Genomic DNA, 24,033 nt, shown 5'->3' on the forward strand with positions numbered 1-24,033 from the left:
CAGGCATGGTCCAAGCGTCAAGCCTGAGCTTACTTTACGATCGCCGGGATGGGCGGCAGGTCGCACACATCGACCTCGCCCTTGGTGGACAGCTCGGCGGCAAACGCCTCAGTATCGGTGCGAAGCACCCAGGCTTTTGGCCGTTTGGCTTCCGGAATGTCAGCGGCGATCTTTACCGACGTCAAAAGGTCCGGATCGGTCACCGATCCACTGCCCGGCGCGCCCTTCTTCAGCGCCTTTACTACGTCCTGCCCCGCGATGACACGTCCCCAGGACGTGTACATCTTGTCGAGGTGGGGCGAGTGTTCGCGCATCAGGAAGAATTGCGTATCGGCCGAGTTCGGATCATCCGTCCGCGCCGTCGACAGAACGCCGCGGCAATGCGGGATCGACGTGCCGACAAAACCGTCTGCGGACATTTCAGCAAAGAAGGCTGGCTGCGTCAGCATGGGGAACCCCTTGAGGTAGCCCATCTTGCCGGTGTCGCCCGGCCCGATCACGACATCCAGCGGCATCTTCGCCACATCTCGGCGAATGGTAAACTCGCCCGGAATGCCCGGCCAGCCCGGATCCTCGCCCTTCTTGGCCCAGACGTCGCCGCCCTGCGCCATAAAGTCGTCGATCACGCGGTGGAAAGTCGTGCCATCGAGATCGCCCGATTGGATGATCTTGGTGAACTGGGCGAAGTGCTTCGGCGCCATGTCGGGAAAAGCCTCAACCAGGACGCGGCCCTTGGTCGTCTCGAACACCAGAAGGTTTGCCGGGTCCACGGCGCGCCAGTTGGCGTCGTCCGGCGTCTCGACACCGGCGCCAATCGTCCAGGCTTTCGCTGCCGTCTCCCCGCACGCAGGCATCGCCAGCCCGAGAAGGCCAGCCGCAATTCCAAACGCTACACGTTTCATTTTCCGTACTTCTCCAACAGCGCCCGCTTCACGTCCGGCGTGACAAAGGGCGTGATGTTGCCCCCGAGGCTCGCGATTTCCTTCACGAGCCGAGAGGCAACGGCCTGATGGCGAACATCCGCCATAAGGAAGACGGTTTCAATGTCGGGATTCAGTTGCTCGTTCATCGCGGTCATCTGGAACTCGTATTCGAAGTCCTGGACCGCGCGCAGGCCGCGCACAATGATCTGGGCGCCGCAGGCCTCGGCAAACTTCATCAGGAGGCCGTGCATCGGCATCACGCGTATTTCCGCCAGGCCCGGCCCATTCAGCTTGGCGCATTCGGCTTTCACCATCGCGACCCGCTCTTCCAGCGTGAACAGGGGCTTTTTCGACTCGTTGACCGCCACACCGATCACCAGTTCGTCGACCAGTTTCATGGCCCGGCCGAAGATGTCGATATGCCCATTGGTCGGCGGGTCGAATGTCCCGGGGTAAAGTCCGATACGGCGCATCTGCTGCCTCCTGTTGCCAGTCCAGTTGTCCGGCAGCGCGCGTCAGCCCTGTCCGCCTTCGACCTTATCCATACCGCCTTCGCCGTCTTCGACAAGCCGGGCGACCGAAACAACCTTCTCGTCGCCGTTGGTGCGCAACACCCAGACACCGCCGGTCGAACGCCCGGCGATCCGGATCTGGTCCACCGGCGTGCGGATCAGCTGGCCGGCATTGGTCACCAGCATCACTTCGTCACCTTCGCCTACAGGGAAGGATTGGGCCACGCGCTTGACCGGACCACCCTTCTTGTCGCGGCCCCAGATGTTCTGGGCCACCAGGCCTTTGCCGCCGCGTCCGGTGACACGGTAGTCATAGGCGGAGGAGCGCTTGCCCATCCCGTCATCGGCCACGGTGAAGATGAACTCTTCGGCCGCGCCAAGCGCCGCGATGCGCTCGGCAGACAGCGCGGCCTCAGCCACGGGCTCCTCATCGTCCTCGGAGATTTCCTCTTCCTCGCCCGTCGCCGCGCGCCGCATGGCGGCGGCATGCTTCAGATAGGCGCGCGCCTCTTCCGAGGTTACGTCCATGTGTCGCAGGATGGCCATCGAGATCACTTCGTCGCCGTCGGCGAGACGAACGCCCCGCACACCAGTCGAATCCCGGCCCGCGAACACGCGCACTTCCGTCACGTCGAAGCGGATGCACTGGCCGAGCGCGGTCGTCAGCATCACATCTTCCTTGTCGGAGCACACCTGCACCGAGACAATGCCGTCACCCGGATCCAGTTTCATCGCGATCTTGCCTGCGCGGTTCACGCGAATGAAATCGGCAAGCTTGTTGCGGCGCACGTTGCCGCTGCGCGTCGCAAACATCACGTCCAGCGTCTCAGCGGCGTTCTCGTCTTCCGGCAGAGGCAGCACGCTTTCGATGCGCTCGTCCGTGGCCAGGGGGAAGATGTTGACCAACGCCTTGCCGCGCGAGGTCGGCCCGCCGACAGGCAGCCGCCAGACCTTCTCCTTGTAGACAAGGCCGGCCGAGGAGAAGAACAGGATTTCGGTATGCGTCGTCGCAGTGAACACGCGCACGACAAAATCCTCGTCCTTCATCGCCATGCCGGAGCGGCCCTTGCCGCCGCGGTTCTGCGTCCGGTAGGCGGCAAGCGGCGTGCGCTTGACGTAGCCGCCATGCGTCACCGTCACGACCATGTCCTCGACTTCGATCAGGTCCTCGTCGTCCATGTCGACGCCGCCTTCGGTAAAGGCAGAGCGGCGCGGCACCGCGAACTTGGTCTTCACCTCGTTCAGCTCGGCCTTGATGATCTCGAGGATGCGAGGGCGCGAGCGCAGGATCGCCAGGAAGTCGGCGATCTTCTCGGCGAGGCCGCGGGCCTCATTGCCGATCTCGTCACGGCCGAGGCCGGTCAAGCGGTGCAGCGGCAGGTTCAGGATGGCGCGGGCCTGCTCGTCCGACAGGTAGATCGTGCCGTCTTCCGGGCCGCGGCGCGTACGCCGGTCGGCGATCAGGTCGATCAGCGGACCCATGTCCTGTTGCGGCCAGGCCTTGTCCAGCAACCGCTCGCGCGCCGTCGCCGGATCGGGCGAGTGGCGGATGATGCGGATGATCTCGTCGATGTTCGCGACGGCAAGCGCAAGGCCTACCAAGACGTGCGCGCGGTCGCGTGCCTTGCCGAGTTCAAACTTGGTGCGCCGGACGACGACCTCTTCGCGGAAAGCCACGAAATACTCGAGCACCTTGCGCAGGTTCATCAGTTCCGGCCGGCCGCCATTCAGTGCCAGCATGTTCACCGCGAAGGAGTTCTGCATCTGGCTGAACCGGTAGAGCTGGTTCAGCACCACGTCTGCGCTCGCATCCTTCTTCAGCTCGATGACAACGCGGATGCCGTTGCGGTCGGATTCGTCGCGCAGGTCCGAAATGCCTTCGATCTTTTTCTCGCGGACGAGTTCGGCGATCTTGGTGATCATCGCGGCCTTGTTCACCTGGTACGGAATTTCCGTGACGATGATGGCTTCGCGGTTATTCTTCGCCTTCTCGATTTCCGTCTTGGCGCGGACGATCACGCTGCCCCGGCCGGTCAGCAGCGCCTTGCGGCTGCCGGACAGGCCCATGATCAGGCCTCCGGTGGGGAAGTCCGGGCCCGGAACGATGGAGCAGAGTGCCTCCTCGTCGATGGCCGGGTTCTCGATCAGCGCCAGTGTCGCGTCGATGATCTCGCCGAGGTTATGCGGCGGGATGTTTGTCGCCATGCCGACCGCGATGCCGCCGCCGCCATTGACGAGCAGGTTCGGGAACTGCGCCGGCAGGACAATCGGTTCTTTCTGCGAGCCATCATAGTTCGGCTGGAAGTCGACTGTGTCCTTGTCGATGTCGGCGAGCAGGTAGGTCGCCTCCTTCGACATGCGGCTTTCAGTGTAGCGCATCGCCGCGGGCGGATCGTTGTCGATCGAGCCGAAGTTGCCCTGGCCGTCGACCAGCATCACGCCCATCGAGAAGGGCTGCGCCATGCGCACCAGCGCGTCATAGATCGCGCTGTCGCCGTGCGGGTGATAGTTACCCATCACGGAGCCGACGATATTTGCGGATTTCTTGTAAGGCTTGTCCGGCGTGTTACCGTTCTCGTTCATCGCAAACAGGATGCGCCGGTGCACCGGCTTCAGGCCGTCGCGCACATCCGGCAGAGCGCGGCTGACGATCACGCTCATCGCATAGTCGAGATACGAGGATTTCAGCTCCGACTCGATCGAGATCAGCTCGATTCCATCCTGCGGACCGGGGGGGCCACCCGCGCCATTTTCCGGGGATTCCGGCTCGTCCGGAGGGGTCGTGGGGTCGCTCATGGGAAGGCCTTCTGCATGTCACCGGCGGGGTACGGAACAGGCGTTCCGAATCGCCGTTTTTCGCTGGCTTTTACCCTAGCAGCCGGGCCGCGCCGGGGCTACCTTTCAATCGCCGGAAATAGCAGTCCCCATAGGGCTTTTCCGGCCTTTTCAGCCCCCTTTCCGGAGCCGCCTGACATGCCTCAGAAACACCCTTCGGGAATCACCCGCCGCTCGGCGATTACCGGCCTTGGCGCGGGGCTCGTGGCTGCGGCCTGCCAGGCCGCACCAGACGGGGCAGATTCCCCAGCCCTGGGAGCTCCGCAGGGCTGGTCGAGCGGTGATGCGCTGCCTTTTCCGGCCCAGGAAATCTATCCCTGCGCGCATGACGGCGCGGTCCACCTCGCCGGCGGCTTTGTCGCTGCCGCTGGCCGCATCACCGGGCCGACAGACCACCACCATATCTGGCGCCCGGATGGCCTAGGCTGGCGCCCCTCGGTGCCGCTGCCCGCCGCCCGGCACCACCCGCACCTGATCAGCTGGCGCGGCCAGGTCTGGGCCTATGGCGGCTTCGAATCGCCGTCGCCGGACGCCATCTGGACCATGCGAGAAAGCGGCTGGATCTTCGATGCTGCGAAGGGGCACTGGAGGCCCGCTCCGGCGCTTCCCGTGCCCTGCGCCGAAGCAGTGATGCTCGTCACCGGCGCCGGCTACCTTCACCTCGCGGGCGGACGCTCACCCGCCGGCAGCGCCAATGCCGCCTGGCAAGACCAGGCCGACCAGACCCACCACTACCTTATGGATGATCCCGGCGGCCCTTGGCGGACGGCGGCACCCTGCCTCACCGCGCGCAACAGCGCCGCAGGCGCGGTGCTGGACGGAAGACTGCACATCGTCGGCGGGCGCAGCGTCAGCGGCGGCAATACCGCCGCGCACGAGGTCTACGACGTGGCTGAAGACCGCTGGCGCACCGCCGCCCCGATGCCGCAGGCGCAAGCTGGCCTTGCAGCGGCCGAACTCGGCGGAAAGCTCTACGCTTTCGGTGGGGAGTATTTCGACAACGGCGGCGGCGTATATCCCGAGGCTTGGGCGTACGATCCTGCTACCGACACCTGGTCGGCCATCGAGCCTATACCCAACCCTCGCCACGGCCTTGGCGCGGTCGCGTTAGGCGGCGTGATCCACACCATCGGCGGCGCGCTGAAGGCCAGCGGTGTCGAGACGAGCGCGCTGGTGGAACTCTACCGGCCCTGATCGTCCGGAGGCAGCGCGCCGATGCTGCGCAGCGCACGCTCCACCGCCGCGCGCCGCTTGGGCGCCTCGGCCATACCTCCCGGCATGTCCATGTTCAGCGCGAACACATAAGTCCCCGGCGAATCGCCCGTTGTCTGTTCCGCCCATCCCACGAACCAGCCGATATCCATCTGGTCCGCGACGCTTTTCCAGCCGGTCTTGCCGTACAGCGCCCAGCCATCGCCGCGGGCCAGCTCCATCAGTGGGATAGTGGCCTCATAGGCTCCCGCCGAAAGAGGCAGCGTCCGGCGAACCAGCCGCGACAGGAACGCGGCCTGCTCCGCTGCCGAGATCGCCAGCGGCCCTTCGAGCCAATAGCGCGTGATCCGGTCCGGCGCGCCGATGTCGCCATTGCCATAGCCAAAGGCAGCGAATGCGGCCGCCAGATTCTCCGCGCCGATCCGCGGCACGACGATCTGGTACACCCACACCGTCGAGCGCCGGAAAGCGGTCGCAAAGTCCTGATCCTCGTTCCAGCCATCGACGAAGCGTTTTTCGCCGTCCCACGTGAACCGCTCGCCGGGGCCTGTCACCGCGCTCTGTTCGAATGCGAGCAATGTGTGCGGGATCTTCGACGTCGAAGCCGGCGTGAAGCGCTCCTGGATCCGCGCGCCGCCACTCAACCAGACATGTTCGTCTTCCAGACGGAGGATCACCAGCGCCGATTTCGAGGGATCGATCCCCTCTGCCTTCAGTGCGCTTTCCATCAGCGCCATCTCGGCTATCGGCTTCGCCGGTCCGGGAAGAGAGGCGCAGGCCGCGACACTCAAGGCCGCCATCAGCGGTAAGGCAAGCAGCCTGCGCAGGAACCCTGCCATCGTCAGATCCTAGAACGGGATCTCGTCGTCGAGGTCTTGGCTGAAGCTTTCCTTCGGCCCGCTCATCTGACGACTGCCGCCGCCACCGCCCGAATAGCCCATGTCCCGCTCGCGGCCACCACCGCCGCCGCCAGCACCGCCACCTTCACCGCGCCCGTCGAGCATCACAAGGGTCGCATCAAAGCCCTGCAGCACGATCTCGGTCGTGTAGCGGTCATTACCGTCCTTGTCTTGCCACTTGCGGGTCTGCAGCTTGCCTTCGATGTAAACCTTGGAGCCCTTCTTCAGGTAGCTCTGCGCAACCTTGATCAGGCCTTCCGAGAAGATCGACACGGCATGCCACTCGGTCTTTTCCTTGCGTTCTCCGGTCGCTTTGTCGCGCCAGTTTTCAGACGTCGCGATCCGCAGGTTGCACACCTGTCCGCCATTCTGGAACTGCTTGACCTCGGGGTCCGCCCCCAGATTGCCAACCAGGATCACCTTGTTCACTGAGCCCGCCATGAGGACCTCCGTCTGTCTGTTTCGCTATCGATTCGAACGCTTGTACGCTTTTGCCGGCCGGATGTCGCCTCACAGGCGATGAATTCCACTGGTGCCTGCACCTTCTGCCCAACAGCAGCCCGCAAGACATGTTCACATTTTGTTCTTGTCGTCAACAGGGACTCGCGGCACAGATAGTCGGAAGGCTGTTTCGCCGGTGCTTGTTTTGAAGAGATCAGTTGATGCCCAGCGCCCTCGCTGCTTTTGTGGTTGCTGCCATGCTCGTCTTGGCCATTGCCTGGTTCGTCATCATATCCCGGGCGCTGGCCAATACGGCCAAGGTCGAGTCATTCTTCTTCGGCGTTAAACCGCCTGAAGACCCAGTATAAACCTTCCCGTCAGCCCATCCTCCCGAGCGAGCCCCGATCCCCATGGCCGAATCCCCCTTCATCCGCGTGCGCGGCGCCAAGGAACACAATCTCAAGAACATCGACGTGGACATCCCGCGCGGCGAGCTTGTGGTGATGACCGGCCTGTCGGGCTCCGGCAAATCCTCGCTCGCCTTTGACACGATCTATGCCGAAGGCCAGCGCCGCTATGTCGAGTCGTTGTCGGCCTATGCGCGCCAGTTCCTGGAGCTCATGCAGAAGCCGGACGTGGAATCCATCGAAGGCCTCTCACCCGCCATCTCGATCGAGCAGAAGACGACCAGCCGCAACCCGCGCTCCACGGTCGGCACTGTCACCGAGATCTACGACTACATGCGCCTCCTCTGGGCCCGCGTCGGGGTGCCCTATTCGCCGGCCACGGGCCTGCCAATCGAAAGCCAGACCGTCAGCCAGATGGTCGACCGCACGATGGAGCTGCCCGACGGCACACGCCTCTTCCTGCTCGCTCCGATCGTCCGTGGACGGAAAGGGGAGTACCGCAAGGAATTCGCTGAACTGCTGAAAAACGGCTTCCAGCGCGTCAAGGTCAATGGCACGTTCCACGAACTGGAAGACCCGCCAAAGCTCGACAAGAAGTTCAAGCATGACATCGACGTCGTCGTCGACCGGATCGTCGTGCGCGCCGGCATGGAGCAGCGCCTCGCCGAAAGCTTCGAGACCGCACTCGGCCTCGCGCAGGGCATCGCCATCGCCGAATATGCCGATCTCGCTCCGGGCGAGACGGAGCCGAAGCGCATCAACTTCAGCGCCAATTTTGCCTGCCCGGTTTCCGGCTTCTCGATCCCGGAAATCGAGCCGCGCCTGTTCTCGTTCAACAATCCATTCGGCGCATGCCCCTCGTGCGACGGTCTCGGCGAACAGCTCAAGATCGATCCTGCGCTCGTCGTGCCGGACAAGGACCTCGGCCTTCTCGACGGCGCCATCGCGCCCTGGGCCAAGTCTACCTCGCCCTACCAGACACAGACGCTCCAGGCGCTCGCCGCGCACTACCGCTTCGACCTGACCAAACCCTGGAACAAGCTGCCCGAAAAGATCCAGGACATTATCCTTCACGGCACCGGCGATGAGGAAGTCCAGTTTCTCTATGACGACGGCATGCGCAGCTACAAAACGAAGAAAACCTTCGAGGGCGTGATCCCGAACCTTGACCGGCGCTACCGCGAAACCGACTCCGCCTGGGTCCGCGAGGAAATCAGCCGCTTCCAGTCCGCCGCGCCGTGCCCGGCCTGCGGGGGCAAGCGCCTGAAGCCGCAGGCCCTCGCCGTGAAGATTGCGGGCCTGGACATTTCGCAAGCCGGCGAATTCTCCATCCGCAAGGCGGGCGATTGGTTCGGCGGCGTCAACAAGACGCTGACAAAACAGCAGAAGGAAATCGCCGCGCGCATCCTGAAGGAAATCAACGACCGCCTGAACTTCCTCAATGATGTCGGCCTCGACTATCTCTCGCTCGGCCGCGCCTCAGGCACGCTGTCCGGCGGGGAAAGCCAGCGCATCCGCCTCGCCTCGCAGATCGGCTCCGGCCTCACCGGCGTACTCTATGTGCTCGACGAGCCCTCCATCGGCCTTCACCAGCGCGACAACGAGCGCCTCCTGCAAACCCTCCGTAGACTGAGGGATCTCGGCAACTCGGTCATCGTAGTCGAGCATGACGAGGACGCGATCCTCACCGCCGACCATGTGATCGACATGGGCCCCGCCGCCGGCGTGCACGGCGGCGAGATCATCGCCAGCGGCACGCCCGAAGAATTGATGGCGAACCCGAAAAGCCTGACGGCGGATTACCTGAACGGCACGCGCGAAATCCCGATCCCGAAGCGCCGCCCCGTCACCAAGGGCTCGCGCAGCCTCGTCGTGAAAGGCGCCACCGGCAACAACCTGAAAAACGTCACTGCCTCGATCCCGCTTGGGACGTTCACCTGCGTCACCGGCGTCTCAGGTGGCGGCAAGTCAACGCTGATCATCGAGACGCTGTACAAGGCGCTGGCGCGCAAGCTCAACGGCTCGTCAGACTCCCCTGCGCCGTATGACAGCCTCGACGGGCTGCAGCATCTCGACAAGGTCATCGACATCGACCAGTCGCCGATCGGCCGCACTCCACGCTCCAACCCCGCGACCTATACCGGCGCCTTCGGCCCGATCCGGGACTGGTATGCCGGCCTGCCGGAAGCGAAAGCGCGCGGCTACCAAGCCGGCCGCTTCAGCTTTAACGTAAAGGGTGGGCGCTGCGAGGCCTGCCAGGGCGACGGCGTCATCAAGATCGAGATGCACTTCCTGCCGGACGTCTACGTCACCTGCGAGACCTGCAAAGGCAAGCGCTACAACCGCGAGACGCTGGAAGTGATGTTCAAGGGCAAGTCGATTGCCGACGTGCTGGACATGACCGTGGAGGACGGCGCGAAGTTCTTCGCTGCTGTTCCGGCGATTGCCTCGAAGCTCGACACGCTGAACCAGGTCGGCCTTGGTTATGTAAAGGTCGGCCAGCAGGCGACGACGCTGTCGGGCGGGGAAGCGCAGCGCGTCAAGCTTGCCAAGGAACTCTCCAAGCGCGCCACCGGCCGCACGCTCTACATCCTCGACGAGCCGACCACGGGCCTCCACTTCGAGGACGTGAAGAAGCTTCTGGAAGTGCTGCACGAACTGGTCGACGCTGGGAACACGATCGTCGTCATCGAGCACAACCTTGATGTCGTGAAGACGGCCGACTGGGTGCTGGACCTGGGCCCGGAAGGCGGCGATGGCGGCGGCATGCTGATTGCGGCGGGTACACCCGAAGAGATCGCCGCAAAGCCGGAAAGCCACACGGGCCGCTTCCTCGCCGAAACCTTCCGCCGCCAGGACGAACGCCGCGCCCAGCGCAACAAGCGCTCCAAAGCGGCGGCGAAAGCTCCGCCCGCGGAGGACAAAGCGAAGAAGCCCACGAAGAAATCCAAAGCCGGCGCCGAGGCAAAATAGCCTACCCGAACGTCTCCGAAATCACGGTCCCGCCCGCCAGGCTGTCCTGCCGCACAACCCAGGCGGCGGGGCCGCCGAGCGCGTGGGCGAAGATGCTCTGCACCATCATCGCCATAAACATGGCAAAGGCGAGCGGGCCCCAGAAGCTGGGCTGGGCCATCGTTGCCAGTACGGCGTCCGCAGTTGCGGCGCCCGCGCTGGAATCAAGGGTCGGCGCAATCAAGACGAAACCGAGGATGCCGACCACGCCATAAGCCACCAGCGACAGGACGGTGAACCCGAGGAACAGCATGAAATAGCTGCCGGTCAGCCCCCAGCCGTTGCCTTTCGTCACGTTCCATGCCTCGAAGAAGCGGATCTGCCGGTCACGGATGGTCAGGGCCGAGGCAGGCGAGAGGCGCGCGAAAAGCCAGAGCGCCGCAATGATTCCGGCAAGGAAGATGAGGCCGCCGACGGCCACGCCGCCCGCAATACCCGCGATCGCGCCCACGATCACGCCAGAGATGATAGCCCCCAGCGCAAGCGCGAAATAGCCGCCGATCATCAGCGCGCCCCAAATCAGGCCGACGAGCGCGAGCCGGCCTTCATCGGCGCCAATCCGCAGGCGGAATCCCTCCGCGCGGATGTAGCGACGCTGACTTGCCCCTTCGAACAGCACCCAGATCACCAGCGAGAGGGGCAGCATCAGCAGCGAGCCGAGGTTCGACTGCATCGAGGCAGCGCTGAGTTCGTCCGCATACGCTGTGATGTCCCCGTCATTCTCCACGAAGGCCCGAAGATAGATTTCGTATATGGGCGCCTGCAGCCAGAGGCCGAAAGCCTGCATGACCAGCGTCGCTGCGGCATAAACGAGCGCGAAGCGCATAAGAAAGCCGCGCGGGCCTTCCGTGCGCAGGAAGTGCAACGTGGCGCCGCTCAGATCCGGGCGGTCGTCGGTCATCTTTTCGCTCCGACGGGTTCAGGTGAAGGATTCAAGCTGGTTTTCCTCATCGATGCCGCCGCGTGGATCGTGTCGAACCGCGAAGGCGGCAGGGCCGCCGACGACATGCTGCAATACGCCTTGCAGGAACATCAGTACAAAGACATACAATCCGACCGGGATGAGAAAGGCGGGTGACAGCATGTGAGCGGTCACATCGCCGCCTGCCTCCGCATCCTGCACCATCGCCATGAAGGCCGGCATCATGCCAAGCTGGACGATGCCGCCGACGACCTGAGCCAGGAGGCTGCCGGCAACCGACAGGATGAGGTAGGCGCCAAGGATCGGCCAGAACCGGCCACGCGAGACGTTCCACGCGTCAAAGAAACGTATCTCGCGGGCCCGAACCGTCAGCGCAAAGCAGGGTGCGAGCCGCGTGGCCAGAAAGACAAAGAGCGGCGTCAGCAGCAGCAAGAGACCCATGGCGGCGAATGTTGGCGCGACGATGCGCTGCCCGACTTCATCCTCCGTCAGCCCCTTGCTGGCAGCATCAATCGCCGCCCACACGCCCCCGAAGATCAGGCCAATCGGAACTGCCCAGATCAGGACACTGAACAGCATCCAAAAAAGACCGACCACCATCATCCGCACTTCGTCGGCACCAAAACCGAGCGAGAAGCCTTCGCCGCGCACGTACCGGCGCTGGGAGGCGGTCTCGAACATCGCCCAGACGACCCAGTAGGCCAGCATCGACAGGCCGTACCAGGGCAGCAGGGAGACCATCCCGCCGAACAACTGCCCGAAGACAAGATCCGGATCGGTTTCATTCTCGATCGATTCCATGGCCTGCGCCCAGGCGGTCAAATCCCCGGCTGCAGCAAAGCCGATTGCGGCGACGACCACCGAGAACACACCGGCATAGGCCAGCCCGTAGAGCCAGGGGAAGGAGTTGAAGTGCGGCGCAGCGAAGGGCCAGCTGAGCGCGCGCTCGAAGGTGAAACCCTTGATCATGCAGTGACCCTCCACGGCAACTGGCCGGGAGCCTAGCCGCGTTCGTGGGCTGCGATCAACCGGTTGCCGGTTCAGGCGCCGCGGCTTCGGGCCTGAGGCGCCGCCAGGCTGCTGCCGCCATGCCATGCCCGGCAAGCAGGAAGGGCGTGAACAGCAGGATCGCCGCCGCGCCTTCGATCAGGTGTCCCACCGGGCTGTCCGGCAGCGCCGCCCGCAGCGCTGCGTTGGCGCCGAGGCCCGCCGCGAAAGGAAGCACGTGCGTGGCGAGCGCGGCCAGCGTGAGGGTTTTCAGCTGGCCCCGCGTCCAGGGGAAAGTGATGAAGACATGCGCCTTGCCCCGGTCGATCGTGGCCGCGCCGAAGAGCGTCAGGCGCAAGGCGAAGTAGGCGAGCACCGCGACGCCCGCCACTGCGACGATCAGGTAGAGCGCCCCATAGGGTGTCGGCAGCATGTCGAGAAATGCCTGCTGCACGAGTTCCGGCGGGGCATCGCCCGCGAGGTCATGCTTGCCCTGCGCCTCGATCAGGATGCCGGGCAGGATCAGCAGGAAGAAGCCGACGAAGAAGCCGATGAAAAGGAAGGCCAGATAAACGGCGAGGTTGGCATGGGCGAGCTGGAGGAAGCCGCCGGGGCGCGGGCCGATCAGTCTGCGGTAGAGGCCGCGCGAGAACTGGATACCGGCGCCGAAGGTGAGGATCGCCATCGCCAGCGGCGCGGCCATGTTTCCTTCGAGGTGCAGGCTGGCGCTGTAGAAGGCGCCGGCCAGCGCGAACAGGCCCAGCCAGCGCAGGTTCGGGCCCAGCGCGGCGAGGCCTTGCTGCCAGCCTTCCTTCACAAGGTTTCGTGCGGAGATGCGGCGCGTCATGGGGCGAACAGGTAATTCGCCCTTGCCCGAGGGGCAAACGCCATCTTGACGCGCCCGGCCCCGGTGGCCCATGTCCGCCCCATGACCCTGAACCCCATCCACGTTATCGGCGGCGGCATGGCCGGCTCTGAAGCCGCCTGGCAGATCGCCTCAGCGGGCGTGCCCGTCATCCTGCACGAAATGCGCGGAACCCGCGGGACCGAGGCCCACCAGACCGACCGGCTGGCTGAGCTTGTCTGCTCCAACTCCTTCCGCTCGAACGACCATACGGCGAACGCCGTGGGCGTGCTGCACGAGGAAATGCGGCGCGCGAACGGCCTGATCATCTCCACAGCCCGCGATCACCAAGTGCCCGCCGGCAGCGCGCTAGCGGTAGACCGCGAGGGTTTCGCCGAGGCCGTGACCGCGAAACTGGAAGCGCACCCGCTGGTAACGATTGTCCGCGAGGAGGTCGACGGGATTCCGCCGGAGGAATGGGACTCGGTGATCGTTGCGACAGGACCGCTGACTTCGATTGCACTCGCCGAAGCGATCCGCGCTCATACCGGCGAGACAGATCTGGCCTTCTTTGATGCCATTGCCCCGATTGTCTATGTCGAAACAGTCGACATGAGCAAAGCCTGGCGCCAGAGCCGCTATGACAAGGCAGGCCCTGGCGGCGACACGGCGGCGTACATCAATTGTCCGATGACGGAGGAAGACTACAACCGCTTCCTCGACGCGCTGCTGGCGGCACCGAAAACCGAGTTCAAGGACTGGGAAAAGAACACGCCCTATTTCGAAGGCTGCCTGCCGATCGAAGTGATGGCGGAGCGGGGTCGCGAGACATTGCGCTTCGGCCCGATGAAACCCATCGGCCTGACCAATGCGCACAACCCGGCCGTCAAGGCACATGCCGTGGTTCAGCTGCGTCAGGACAATGCACTTGGCACGCTGTGGAACATGGTCGGCTTTCAGACCAAGCTAAAGCATGGCGCGCAGACAGATGTGTTCCGCATGATCCCTGGCCTTGAGCAAGCCGAATTCGCCCGCCTTGGCGGCATTCACCGCAACACGTTCCTGAACTCGCCCAAGCTGCTCGACAGGCAGCTGCGCATGAAGACGATGCCGCGCCTGCGTTTTGCCGGCCAGGTGACTGGTGTGGAAGGCTACGTCGAGAGCGCGGCGATGGGCCTCCTCGCGGGGCGCCTCGCCGCCGCCGAGCGGCTTGGGACAAAACTGGAAGCCCCACCGCCGACTACCGCAATGGGCGCGCTGGTCCACCACATCACGGGCGGGCACCTTGCGGCTGGACAAACCTTCCAGCCGATGAACGTCAATTTCGGCCTTTTCCCGGATATCGAGGACTATTCGAAGAACGGCGCCGACGGTAAACGCCTGAAAGGCAAGGACAAGGGCAAGGCAAAGAAAATGGCGCAGGCCGTCCGCGCGCTGGAAGACTTCGACACTTGGCTGGCGGGCGAAGCCGTCGTGGCGGCGGAGTAGGCTGCCTACCTTTTTGTCACGCGCCAGATGCGATTGCCGACATCATCGGCGACCAGCAGACCGCCGCGCCGGTCAAGCGCTACGCCGACCGGACGGCCGCGGGCGATATCGCCGTCGAGGAAGCCGGTCAGCACTTTGCGCGGCTCGCCTTCCGGGCCGCTGGCACCGAAGGGCACGAAGATGACTTCATAGCCGCTGCGCGGATCACGGTTCCAGGAGCCGTGCTGGCCGATGAAGGCGCCAGGTCCGAAGGCAGCAGACATGCCAGGCGCCTTGCCATCCGTCACATCGAGGCCGAGCGAGGCGGTATGTGCGCCAAGGGCATAATCAGGCGCGATGGCGCGGGCAATCAGTCCGGCGTCAGATGGTTTCACGCGCGTGTCCACGTTTTGCCCGTAATAGCTGAAGGGCCAACCATAGAAGGCGCCGTCCTTCACGGAGGTGAGGTAGTCCGGCACGAGATTGTCGCCCAGCTCATCGCGCTCGTTGACGACAGTGTAGAGCGTGCCATCCGCTGAGAAATCCATGCCGACCGGATTGCGCAGACCAGTCGCGAAGAGGCGACCCTTGGCGCTCGCAATATCGATCTCCCAGATCGCGGCGCGGCCGATTTCGGCGTCGAGGCCGTTCTCGCCGACATTGCTGTTCGAGCCGACGGCAGCATAGAGCTTGGTGCCGTCGGCGCTGGCAACGATGTTCTTGGTCCAGTGGTGGTTGATCGGCCCGCCCGGCAGAGTGAAGAACGGCTCCGGCCGCGCAGGGTTCGTGGTTTCGCCCGTGACATAGGGTACACGGACGATCTCGCCGGCATTGGCGATGTAGAGCGTGTCCTCGATCAACGCCATGCCGAAGGGCGACGTGAGGCCGGTCATGTAGGCGGTTTTCGTCTCCGCCACACCGTCGCCATCAACGTCGCGAAGCAGGGAGATACGGTCCGCGCTTGGCACGCCGGCACCGGCTCGGGCCATGGCGCGCTTCATAAAGAAGCCGCGGATGCCGCCGCCATCAGTTTTGGGCGGTGCGTTGGATTCGGCGACCAGAATGTCTCCGTTCGGAAGTTCGTAGAGCCAGCGCGGATGGTTGAGACCGGACGCAAACTCAGTAAGCGCATAACCATCGGCGGGCGCCGGCATCTGACCTTCAGTCCAGGCTTCGGCAGCCGCAACCTTGACAGTCGGCAGCAGCTTCTTCTCCGGGGCCGGCAGTTGCGGCGACGGGCCGAAGCCAATCGAGATGGGCGAAGTCTCTTCTGACGCGCAGGCGGATACCAGCGCAAGCAGAGCCAGCGGGAGAAGGCGGAGATGTTTCATTTTTTGGAAGCCCTTCGAGGTCTGGGCGTACAACGCGGTAGTCAGGCGGATGTTCCGCGCCGTACGTTTGGCCGGATGCAGCTTTCAGGTTGGCTGGAATCCAAGGGTGAGGGCGCAGCCCCGTCCTGGATAGCCCGAGGCTTCTCAGGGAGACTTCCTCCACCCCGGATGCGACCGGATTCGAAACGCGAAAAAACTTTGCTCAGGCGTCATCCCGGTCTTCGCCTGCACCGAAAGCGGAACGTCGACACCATGAGGTGGGAAATGGGGCGCGCACGGGGGCGTTCGCGAAAACGTGCGCCCACCGTGGCAGCTACACTTCGCCGGTATTCATCGCTTTCATGATCGAGAAGCGTTTCGACAGCGGGTTGGGCGCCTTGCCTTCACAGTAGAGTTTGCGGAGGCGGAAATGGGCGACGGCCGGGCGCAGGGGTTTGGGAGCCGGTGAGACGTGGGGGCCGAAGGCGTGGCCGGCCTTGCGGCGGACGGTGGCATAGGCGGCGGAGACGCTGCGGATTTCCTCAGCCCAGTTATGGACTGGAATGAGGATATTGGCGGCGGTGAGGGCGACCCAAACTTCCGGCTCCTTCGAGCGGTCCTGTTCGGTGAAGGCGGTCTGATAGCCGTCCACCAGTTTCTGCAGGGCGCCCGGCTTCAGGCGGCCTTCGGCGGCCTCTTCTGCAATGGCGAGGCAGACATCGTGGCCGCGCGGGGCCTTGCCGGCCTCGATTTCGGCGATCGCTTCGCGCCACCACTGGAAGCGGATGAGACCGAGGGTTTCTTCGCTGACCACTTCCTGCACGCGGACAAGCTCATAGTTCAGGGCGTAGAGCGCGGTGAGGGCGCGGCGCTGGGAGGCAGGGGCGAAACGGCTGGATATCCAGCGGTCCTCGTCGACGCGGCGGACGCGCTTGTCGATCTCGGCCCAGGGAGTCTTGGTCAGGGGTCTGGTCTCGTTTGACATGGCCCCCATATGTGCGAAACCGCTGCGAAGCGAAAGACATCAAAGCTGCAATAAAGGACGTTTCCCCATGGCCTTCACCCTGCCCGACCTGCCCTATGCCCGCACCGCCCTTGCCCCGCACATCTCGGAAGAGACGCTGAATTTCCACTATGGCAAGCACCATCAAGCCTACGTCACCAACCTGAACGGCCTGGTGAAAGACACCCCCCTCGAGAAGGCCTCGCTGGAAGAGGTCATCAAGGACTCAGCCGGCGACAAGGCCAAGGCCGGTATCTTCAACAACTCGGCGCAGGTCTGGAACCACACGTTCTACTGGCATTCGATGAAGCCCGGCGGCGGCGGCAAGCCGCATGGCAAGGTGGCAGAGCTGATCGACCGCGACCTCGGCGGCTACGACAATTTCGTAAAGGAGTTCAAGGCCGCGGGCGCCACGCAGTTCGGCTCCGGCTGGGCCTGGCTTTCCTACAAGGGCGGCAAGCTGGTGATCAGCAAGACGCCGAACGCCGAAACGCCGCTGACCGAGGCCGGCACGACGCCGCTGCTGACGATGGATGTGTGGGAGCATGCCTATTATCTGGATTTCCAGAACCGCCGCCCCGATTACATCGACACGTTCCTGTCGAGCCTCGTGAACTGGGACTTCGCCAACCAGAACCTGGCTGACGCGGGGGCCTGATCGAGCTAGATTCCCCTCTTCGATGAGAAGAGGGGAGTGCCTCGAATGTTCTGTACCCAATGCGGCAAGGCGGCCGCGTCCGAGCATGTGTTTTGTGCCGGCTGCGGCACAAAGCTGCTGCGCGAGACGGGCGCGGCGCCGGTGGGCCCGATCGCGGCCGTCAGCGAGCCGGCTACGGCGCCGGTTACCGAGGCCACCTCCTGGGAAGATTGGCGCGAGACGACAAACTACCGCGTCGTGCTCGGCCACCCGGAAGTGAAGGCTCTCATCGCGGACGCCGCGAAGGTCAGCAAGGCCGGTATGACCGGCGACGAGTTCCTGAAACTGGCGCAGCCGATCCTCGATGCCTCGGGTTCGGGCGGCGTGCCGATGAAGCTGATCGCAGAGATTGCGACGCCGCTCTATGCCAAGATGGGCGTCAAGACCGGCAAGGATGCGAAGAACGGGTACGCGACCACTTACGGGCGGACGCTCGGAGCTATCCTCTGCTCACTGGCGAGCCGGAACCAGACGCTGGTTGCGGTGCATGAAGGCACGGACGGGTGCGTGGTACAGGCGGAGATCCCGTCGAGCATGACGACCTGGAAGGGCAAGCTGTCGCTCACGCTGGAACGCAAGGCGGAAGGCACTCTGGTGTCGAGCGCGGTGGTGTTCGAGGGGCAATCATCAGACTGGGGCCGGTCGAAGCGCATACTGGATGATCTGCATCAGGACATTCTGAATTATCGCAGCCTGCAGCCCTGACCCGTTCAGGGCTGGGCGGCGACGCGGAAGCCGGTCAGCTCGTCTCGCGCATTGCTGTCGAGACGGGCACGGGCGGCGATGCGCAGCTCCGCGGGGGTCGACTTGTACGACCCGCCGCGCACGACCCGCAGTTTGCAGGCGGCGATCTCGACCGAGCGGCCATCGAGTGGGGCGTTGGCGAAGGTGTTGACGTAGCAGTCCTGCACCCATTCGCGCACATTGCCGGAAACGCCGGCGAGCCCGAGCGCGTTGGCGGGAAGTGTGTCGACGCCGCGGGGGTCGGTGCCGGTGGCAGCTTTCTCAGCTTCGAAGAGAGGGCCCCACCAGAAGGGCGTGGTGGTACCGGCGCGGGCGGTGAACTCCCATTCGGCTTCGGAGGGCAGCCGATAGAGACGGCCGGTCTTCTTGCTCAGCCATGTGGCGTAAGCTTGCGCATCTTTCCATGAGACTTTCGCGACCGGCTGGAGGCCGCGGCCTTTAGCGCCGGCGGGGGGCGTATAGCCGCCGCAGCCGCCATCAGCGACACAGGCATCCCACTGGTCATAGGTGACTTCGGTCATGCTGATCGCAAAGGGCGCCATGGCGACCTTGCGCTGCGGTCCCTCCCAGGCATTGCGGGCAAGTTCTTCCTCGGGCGCGCCCATCAGGAAAGTACCTCCGGGAATGTTGAGCATGTCCGGGCACATGTCGCACTCGCGGAAGGTGACGCTTGCGGCTTCGGCAGGTTCTTCCTGGAGCGGCTCGGGTTCCGGTGCGAGGATCGGCTCTTCCGCAGGCGGAGCAACTACCTCGGCGGCGACCGATGCGCTGGCGGCAGGCGCGGCTTGAGCGGTATCAGCCGAAGCGAGCACAGCGAGGCGCGTCAGGACCGGAGCGACAAGATCGGGTCGCAGAATGTAGATGCCGGCGGCACTGAAGATCCCGAAAAGGAAGGTCAAAGTGATTGCGGTGAGCAGGCCGCCCCCGGAGCGCTGTTTCGGCTTGGGCGGCTTGACGCGCCTGCGGGCTTTCTCTGAGGCAGGACGTCCGCCCCGGCTTTCGCTGCCCTTGGACGCGGTGGGCGCAGCGGCGAGGCGTTTTTTGATGACCTCAATGAAGGCGAGCCAGGCCGGATCAGCGCGGTCTCCGTGCCATTTCGACAGGTCGGTGGTCTGGATCAGCTCGAACATGACCGGCCGGTCGCATTCCTCGATCATCAGGGGCACGAGCGTGTTCTTGCGGGCGCCGATGGTGGCCTCGGCGCGGACCCAGCGCGATTTTACCGATTTGCTGGACCAGAGGACGACCACTGCGCGCGCCTTGTGCAGGCGCTCTTCGGTGATTTCGTCATAGTTTTCGCCAGCCTGGAGGTTCTGGTCCATCCAGACATTGAAGCCTTCGGCGATCAGCCCATCGACGATGGCCTGCGCGGTTTTCAGGTCTTCGCGATTATAAGATACAAATATTTCCGACATACGATCCCCCGGTCTTTCGGGTCCCACGACCGGTGGCACTAGAAGCGCCAATTTCAGCACGGTTGCAAGGGCATTGGTCCGGTTTTGCTGCAGGATGCGGGGTTTGCCTGAATGGCGGGCTATACGGCGGGCTGAAAATGCAGTATGGGCCCCGAATGTTCCGGGCATGGGATTCGCCCGGCTGCAGTTCTTCTGGCCATTGGGGCCCGATAGACGCAGGACGAGCGCCGCCAATACGGGTGGCCAGGCAGATCAACCAGACATCCCGGAGACACTACCCTTGACTGAGACAACATTCGCGGATTTCGGCCTTGCCGAGAACATCCTCAAAGCTGTGCTTGAAGCCGGCTACTCCATCCCCACCCCTATCCAGACTGAAGCGATCCCGCACATCCTGATGGGCGGCGACGTGACCGGCATTGCCCAGACCGGCACCGGCAAGACGGCTGCCTTCGTGCTGCCGATGATCCAGCGCCTCTCCACCGGGCGCGCCCGGGCGCGCATGCCGCGCTGCCTGATCCTCTGCCCGACGCGCGAGCTGGCGGCGCAGGTAGCCGAGAACTTCGAGAAGTATGGCAAGTACCTGAAGCTGACGATGGCGCTGCTGATTGGCGGCGTGAGCTTCAAAGAACAGGAAGGCCTTCTGCAACGCGGCGTCGACGTTCTGATCGCGACGCCCGGCCGCCTGATGGACCAGTTTGACCGCGGCAAGCTGTTGCTGATGGGCGTCGAGACGCTGATCATCGACGAGGCGGACCGGATGCTCGACATGGGCTTCATCCCGGACATCGAAAAGATCTGCTCCAAGCTGCCGGCGAGCCGCCAGACGCTGCTTTTCTCGGCGACCTTCCCGACGGACATCCAGCGCCTCGCCAAGACGTTCCAGAAAGATCCGAAGAAGATTGAAGTGGCGCGCCCGACCGACGCCGCCCAGACAATCACGCAGCATGTGGTTCATCTGCCCACGAACGATGGCAAAGCCCGCCGCACGGCGCTTCGCCGCGTGATCGAGACGTGCAACGTGAAGAACGGCATCGTATTCTGCAACCGCAAGGTCGAAGTCGATATCGTGGCGGCTTCGTTGTCGAAGCATGGCCATGACGCTGCGCCGATCCATGGCGACCTGCCTCAATCCGTCCGTACAGAAACGTTGCAACGCTTTCGCGATGGATCGTTGAAACTGCTGGTCGCCTCGGACGTTGCCGCACGCGGCCTCGACATTCCGGATGTCGGCCATGTGTTCAATTTCGGCCCGCCGCCGAAGGACGAGGACTATATCCACCGCATCGGCCGCACGGGCCGCGCCGGACGCACCGGCGAGAGCTACACGCTGGTCGGGCCTGCGGACGAGAAATCCTGGGGCTTCGTGCTCAAGATGATCAAGCAGGACGTGAAGTCCTTCATGCCGGAAGGCCTGCTCGAAGAGCTGAAGGACTTGCCGCCGGAAGAGAAGCGTGACCGCCCGGCTGGGCGCGGCGGCCGTGACCGCGACCGCGAACGCGGCCCGCGCGGACGCAGCGAGCGCGGCGAAAGCCGTGAACGCGGCCCGCGCCGCCGCGAGCGGAGCGAAGAGGCTCCGGCCGCTGTTGAGGCCGTGGAGGCCATCAGCGATGTCGCCGTGATCACCGAGGCGCCAGCCGAAGCACCGGTGGCGCGCGACGAGGCGCCGAAGCGCGAGCGCGGCCCGCGCAGCGACAAGCGCCGTGAACGCGGTGACAAGCCGCGCGCCGAGCGCAGCGAACAGCCCCGCATGGAACGCACCGAGCGCACCGACCGTGCGAGCGACAAACGCGAACGCCCAAGCCGGGACTACAAGCGCAAGGATGACGACCTTATCCTCGAGCCGGCCCCGGAACGGGTCAAAGGTTTCGGCTCGGACATTCCGAGCTTTCTGAAAAAGCGCTGATCGGCGAATAAGCCCTGCACTGAGAACGCCCGGCCGTGTGCCGGGCGTTTTGCATTTTCAGAGAAATGGCCGCTTGAATTCTGGGTAGAAGCGGGGGAAACCTGAAGCTTCAAGCGGAGGGTGAACCATGCGTAGCCAGATCTTGGTTTCAGGCTTGCTTATCTTTGCATTCGGCGCCCCAGCGGCGCTGGCCCAGACCGCGCCGCCGCCCCTCGAAGTGTATGGCGGCCTTCCCCTGTTTTCCGATGTCGAACTTTCGCCAGACGGCACCCGGGTCGCGGCGATTGCCAATGTGCAGCAGGACACGCGACTGATGGTTCTGGGGACGGACGGAAACCTGATCCTGCGGGTTGGCGTCGACTCGATCAAACCCCGAGGTGTCTCGTTCTATGACAACGATCACATGCTCGCCCTGGTATCGGACACGACGAAATTCTTCGGCTCCCGCAGCAAGCTGGAGTTTTCCGGCGCCTACTCGATCAACGTAAATGAAGGCGGGCCGGTGCCACTGCTCTACAAAACCAAGGACCTATTTCCTGCGCAGAGCGGGCTCGGCCGGATCGTCGGGCACGGGAGTAAACCGGGAACGGTGCTGATGCCCGCCTATATCGGTTCAATGTACCAAACGCCATCGAAGGACCTGCTGGAGGTGAGCCTCAAAACCGGCAGGGGTATAACGAAGTTCAAGGGTACAACGGACACGATCGACTGGTTCACGGATGGTCATGGCGGCGTGCTCGCGCGCGAACGGTACAACAACGAAAGCGATGTCTATGAGGTACAGATACGCGATGGCGGCTGGAAAACGATCTTTGAGCGGAAGAAAGTCGAAATCCCTCCACTCTCCATCACCGGCGTCATGCCGGACGGCTCGGGTTTCGCATTTGTGGATCCAGGTGATGAGGACATATTTGACGGACTGATGGTGCTTGGGCTCGACGGCAAGATTTCCGGCCCGGTCCTGAAACGTCCCGGACATGACATCGACGCCGTCTACCGGGACGATGAGCGCCGCATTCTGGGCGTCCGCTATTCAGGCATGAAGCCGGACTACGAGTTCCTCGATGCCGGACTGAAGGCGAGCCATGAAGCCATGACGGCGGCGATGCCGAACGCGGTGCTGTATCTCGACTCGTGGTCGGATGATCGCAAAACCGTTCTCTACTACGCCTTCGACCCCGCACTCGGCGAGGTCTGGCTGGTGCAGGATATGACGACGGGCGGGCTGCAGCTGCTGGCGCGGGCACGCGAAAAGCTGGCGGCAGCACAGACTTCCGCGCCGGTCGGCATTGAATACAAGGCCCGCGACGGCCTGACCATTCCCGCCGTCGTGACCCTGCCGCCTGGCGCTTTGATCGACGATCAGGCGAAGCGTCCGCTGATCGTTCTGCCGCATGGCGGGCCGGCCGCCTATGACCGGCTCGACTTCGATTGGATGGCGCAATTCTTTGCGAGCCGGGGATATGCCGTCCTGCAACCGAACTTCCGGGGCTCGGCGGGTTTTGGCAAAGACTTCTTGGATGCCGGCGCGGGCGAATGGGGCGGCAAGATGCAGGATGACCTGACCGATGGCGTGATCGCGCTGGCTGACTCAGGCATTGCCGACAAGGACCGCGTCTGCATCGTCGGCGCCAGCTATGGCGGGTATGCGGCGCTGGCGGGCGCGGCATTCACGCCGGACGTCTACAAGTGCAGCGTTGCAATTGCGCCGGTGAGCGATCTCAACGCGATGCTGCAGGAGAGCCGGCAGAAATACGGATACGATCACTGGGTCATCAGCTATTGGGAAAGCATAATGGCGGATGGTGAGGCCCGGCGGAAAAAGTTACAGGCCATCTCTCCGGCGAAGGCGGCGAGCCAGATCAAAATACCTGTGCTGCTGATCCATGGCGTGGACGACACGGTCGTCCCGATTTCCCAAAGCGAACTGATGGAACGGGCGCTGAAAGATGCGGGCAGGCCAGTGGAGTTCGTGATACTGAAGGGTGAGGACCACTGGCTGTCGGGCGCCGAAACGCGCTTGCAGTTACTCAAGGAAATCGACGGGTTCCTGCAAACCCACCTGCCCGTTGATTGACCAGAGTTGCGGAGATGCCGGTACTTGGAATTGGAGGCGTGTTCTTTCGCGCGAAGGACCCTGAAGCGCTGAGCGCATGGTATGACCGCCACCTTGGCGTAGGCAGCGGGCATGATGGTAGTGGCACGAAGAACGCGGACGACTGGTTCTGGCAGGTGAAAGCGGGGCCGGTGGTGTTTGCGCCTTTCAAGGCTGCGACGGATTATTGGCCGTCGGGCAAAGAGTTCCTGCTGAACTTCCGCGTTTCGGGGCTGGACCACCTGCTCTCGTCCCTGCGCGCGTCGGGCATTGAGGTGGAGACCCGCGCCGAATGGGACGCGCCGGAGACCGGGCGGTTTGCGCGTATCTGCGATCCTGAAGGAAACCCCGTCGAACTGTGGGAGCCCCCTTCCGCGGGCTGATTAAAAAATGAGGGGCCCT

At 63.9% G+C, this 24,033-nt stretch carries 20 protein-coding genes; 9 read left to right on the forward strand and 11 right to left on the reverse strand.

The features are described 5' to 3' along the window. Positions 1-29 precede the first annotated feature (29 nt). From Q0C17_RS08040 to gyrA, 3 genes are read right to left on the reverse strand one after another with little or no spacing between them, the layout of a single operon-like run. On the reverse strand, positions 30-902 hold the full coding sequence (locus Q0C17_RS08040) for a peptidylprolyl isomerase (RefSeq protein ID WP_291204100.1): 873 nt from the start codon (positions 900-902) through the stop codon (positions 30-32). Beyond that, positions 899-1,396 (reverse strand): pantetheine-phosphate adenylyltransferase, encoded by a 498-nt coding sequence (gene coaD / locus Q0C17_RS08045; RefSeq protein ID WP_291204102.1) that lies wholly within the window; start codon positions 1,394-1,396, stop codon positions 899-901. Before coaD ends, Q0C17_RS08040 begins: the two co-directional genes overlap by 4 nt. Positions 1,397-1,438: 42 nt before the next feature. Then, positions 1,439-4,231: a DNA gyrase subunit A gene (gene gyrA, locus Q0C17_RS08050; RefSeq protein WP_291204105.1), complete on the reverse strand. Its 2,793-nt coding sequence runs from the start codon at positions 4,229-4,231 to the stop codon at positions 1,439-1,441. A 177-nt stretch (positions 4,232-4,408) separates the two neighbouring features. Between gyrA and Q0C17_RS08055 the strand changes: the two genes are divergently transcribed. Beyond that, the gene (locus Q0C17_RS08055; RefSeq protein WP_291204108.1) at positions 4,409-5,464 is read left to right on the forward strand and encodes a kelch repeat-containing protein; all 1,056 of its coding nucleotides are present in this window, start codon (positions 4,409-4,411) and stop codon (positions 5,462-5,464) included. Here Q0C17_RS08055 and blaOXA read toward each other — a convergent pair. Together blaOXA and ssb are read right to left on the reverse strand one after the other, a co-directional pair. Continuing rightward, positions 5,452-6,309 (reverse strand): OXA-1090 family carbapenem-hydrolyzing class D beta-lactamase, encoded by an 858-nt coding sequence (gene blaOXA, locus Q0C17_RS08060; RefSeq protein ID WP_366914783.1) that lies wholly within the window; start codon positions 6,307-6,309, stop codon positions 5,452-5,454. The genes Q0C17_RS08055 and blaOXA overlap by 13 nt on opposite strands. 21 nt (positions 6,310-6,330) lie before the next feature. Then, on the reverse strand, positions 6,331-6,822 hold the full coding sequence (gene ssb, locus Q0C17_RS08065) for a single-stranded DNA-binding protein (protein ID WP_291204114.1): 492 nt from the start codon (positions 6,820-6,822) through the stop codon (positions 6,331-6,333). A 221-nt stretch (positions 6,823-7,043) separates the two neighbouring features. Here ssb and Q0C17_RS08070 point away from each other — a divergent pair, with 221 nt between their 5' ends. Continuing rightward, on the forward strand, positions 7,044-7,190 hold the full coding sequence (locus Q0C17_RS08070; protein ID WP_291204118.1) for a hypothetical protein: 147 nt from the start codon (positions 7,044-7,046) through the stop codon (positions 7,188-7,190). 42 nt (positions 7,191-7,232) lie between these two features. After that, a complete protein-coding gene (uvrA, locus tag Q0C17_RS08075) occupies positions 7,233-10,202 on the forward strand; it encodes an excinuclease ABC subunit UvrA (protein ID WP_291204121.1) in 2,970 nt (989 codons plus the stop codon). A 1-nt stretch (position 10,203) separates the two neighbouring features. On the opposite strand, the gene Q0C17_RS08080 is transcribed toward uvrA, so the two are convergent. The 3 genes from Q0C17_RS08080 to Q0C17_RS08090 are packed head-to-tail and all read right to left on the reverse strand — an operon-like array spanning position 10,204 to position 12,997. Further along, the gene (locus Q0C17_RS08080; RefSeq protein WP_291204124.1) at positions 10,204-11,142 is read right to left on the reverse strand and encodes a hypothetical protein; all 939 of its coding nucleotides are present in this window, start codon (positions 11,140-11,142) and stop codon (positions 10,204-10,206) included. Between the two features lie 18 nt (positions 11,143-11,160). Further along, complete coding sequence (locus Q0C17_RS08085; RefSeq protein WP_291204127.1) at positions 11,161-12,132, reverse strand: hypothetical protein; 972 nt, start codon at positions 12,130-12,132, stop codon at positions 11,161-11,163. Positions 12,133-12,187: 55 nt separating this feature from the next. Beyond that, positions 12,188-12,997 (reverse strand): hypothetical protein, encoded by an 810-nt coding sequence (locus tag Q0C17_RS08090; protein WP_291204131.1) that lies wholly within the window; start codon positions 12,995-12,997, stop codon positions 12,188-12,190. An 81-nt stretch (positions 12,998-13,078) separates the two neighbouring features. On the opposite strand from Q0C17_RS08090, the gene trmFO reads away from it, so the two are divergent. Then, positions 13,079-14,482 carry a methylenetetrahydrofolate--tRNA-(uracil(54)-C(5))-methyltransferase (FADH(2)-oxidizing) TrmFO gene (gene trmFO / locus Q0C17_RS08095; RefSeq protein ID WP_291204134.1) on the forward strand — a complete coding sequence of 468 codons (1,404 nt, stop codon included), beginning with the start codon at positions 13,079-13,081 and terminating at the stop codon, positions 14,480-14,482. Between the two features lie 5 nt (positions 14,483-14,487). On the opposite strand, the gene Q0C17_RS08100 is transcribed toward trmFO, so the two are convergent. Together Q0C17_RS08100 and Q0C17_RS08105 are read right to left on the reverse strand one after the other, a co-directional pair. Beyond that, complete coding sequence (locus tag Q0C17_RS08100; RefSeq protein ID WP_291204136.1) at positions 14,488-15,792, reverse strand: sorbosone dehydrogenase family protein; 1,305 nt, start codon at positions 15,790-15,792, stop codon at positions 14,488-14,490. 313 nt (positions 15,793-16,105) lie between these two features. After that, positions 16,106-16,756 (reverse strand): squalene/phytoene synthase family protein, encoded by a 651-nt coding sequence (locus Q0C17_RS08105; RefSeq protein WP_291204139.1) that lies wholly within the window; start codon positions 16,754-16,756, stop codon positions 16,106-16,108. Between the two features lie 67 nt (positions 16,757-16,823). Between Q0C17_RS08105 and Q0C17_RS08110 the strand changes: the two genes are divergently transcribed. After that, positions 16,824-17,432 (forward strand): superoxide dismutase, encoded by a 609-nt coding sequence (locus Q0C17_RS08110; RefSeq protein ID WP_291204142.1) that lies wholly within the window; start codon positions 16,824-16,826, stop codon positions 17,430-17,432. Positions 17,433-17,477: 45 nt separating this feature from the next. Beyond that, on the forward strand, positions 17,478-18,176 hold the full coding sequence (locus tag Q0C17_RS08115) for a hypothetical protein (RefSeq protein ID WP_291204145.1): 699 nt from the start codon (positions 17,478-17,480) through the stop codon (positions 18,174-18,176). Between the two features lie 5 nt (positions 18,177-18,181). On the opposite strand, the gene Q0C17_RS08120 is transcribed toward Q0C17_RS08115, so the two are convergent. Further along, the gene (locus Q0C17_RS08120) at positions 18,182-19,630 is read right to left on the reverse strand and encodes an SUMF1/EgtB/PvdO family nonheme iron enzyme (protein ID WP_291204150.1); all 1,449 of its coding nucleotides are present in this window, start codon (positions 19,628-19,630) and stop codon (positions 18,182-18,184) included. A gap of 280 nt (positions 19,631-19,910) precedes the next feature. Here Q0C17_RS08120 and Q0C17_RS08125 point away from each other — a divergent pair, with 280 nt between their 5' ends. The 3 genes from Q0C17_RS08125 (at position 19,911) to Q0C17_RS08135 (ending at position 24,014) form a co-directional block, all read left to right on the forward strand. Beyond that, positions 19,911-21,536, forward strand: a complete 1,626-nt coding sequence (locus tag Q0C17_RS08125) for a DEAD/DEAH box helicase (RefSeq protein ID WP_291204153.1) — start codon at positions 19,911-19,913, stop codon at positions 21,534-21,536. Positions 21,537-21,663: 127 nt separating this feature from the next. Next, on the forward strand, positions 21,664-23,613 hold the full coding sequence (locus Q0C17_RS08130; protein WP_291204155.1) for an alpha/beta fold hydrolase: 1,950 nt from the start codon (positions 21,664-21,666) through the stop codon (positions 23,611-23,613). A 14-nt stretch (positions 23,614-23,627) separates the two neighbouring features. Continuing rightward, positions 23,628-24,014 carry a VOC family protein gene (locus tag Q0C17_RS08135; RefSeq protein ID WP_291204157.1) on the forward strand — a complete coding sequence of 129 codons (387 nt, stop codon included), beginning with the start codon at positions 23,628-23,630 and terminating at the stop codon, positions 24,012-24,014. Positions 24,015-24,033 lie beyond the last annotated feature (19 nt).

It is taken from the genome of Hyphomonas sp. (genome assembly GCF_022844445.1).
Lineage (GTDB): Bacteria > Pseudomonadota > Alphaproteobacteria > Caulobacterales > Hyphomonadaceae > Hyphomonas.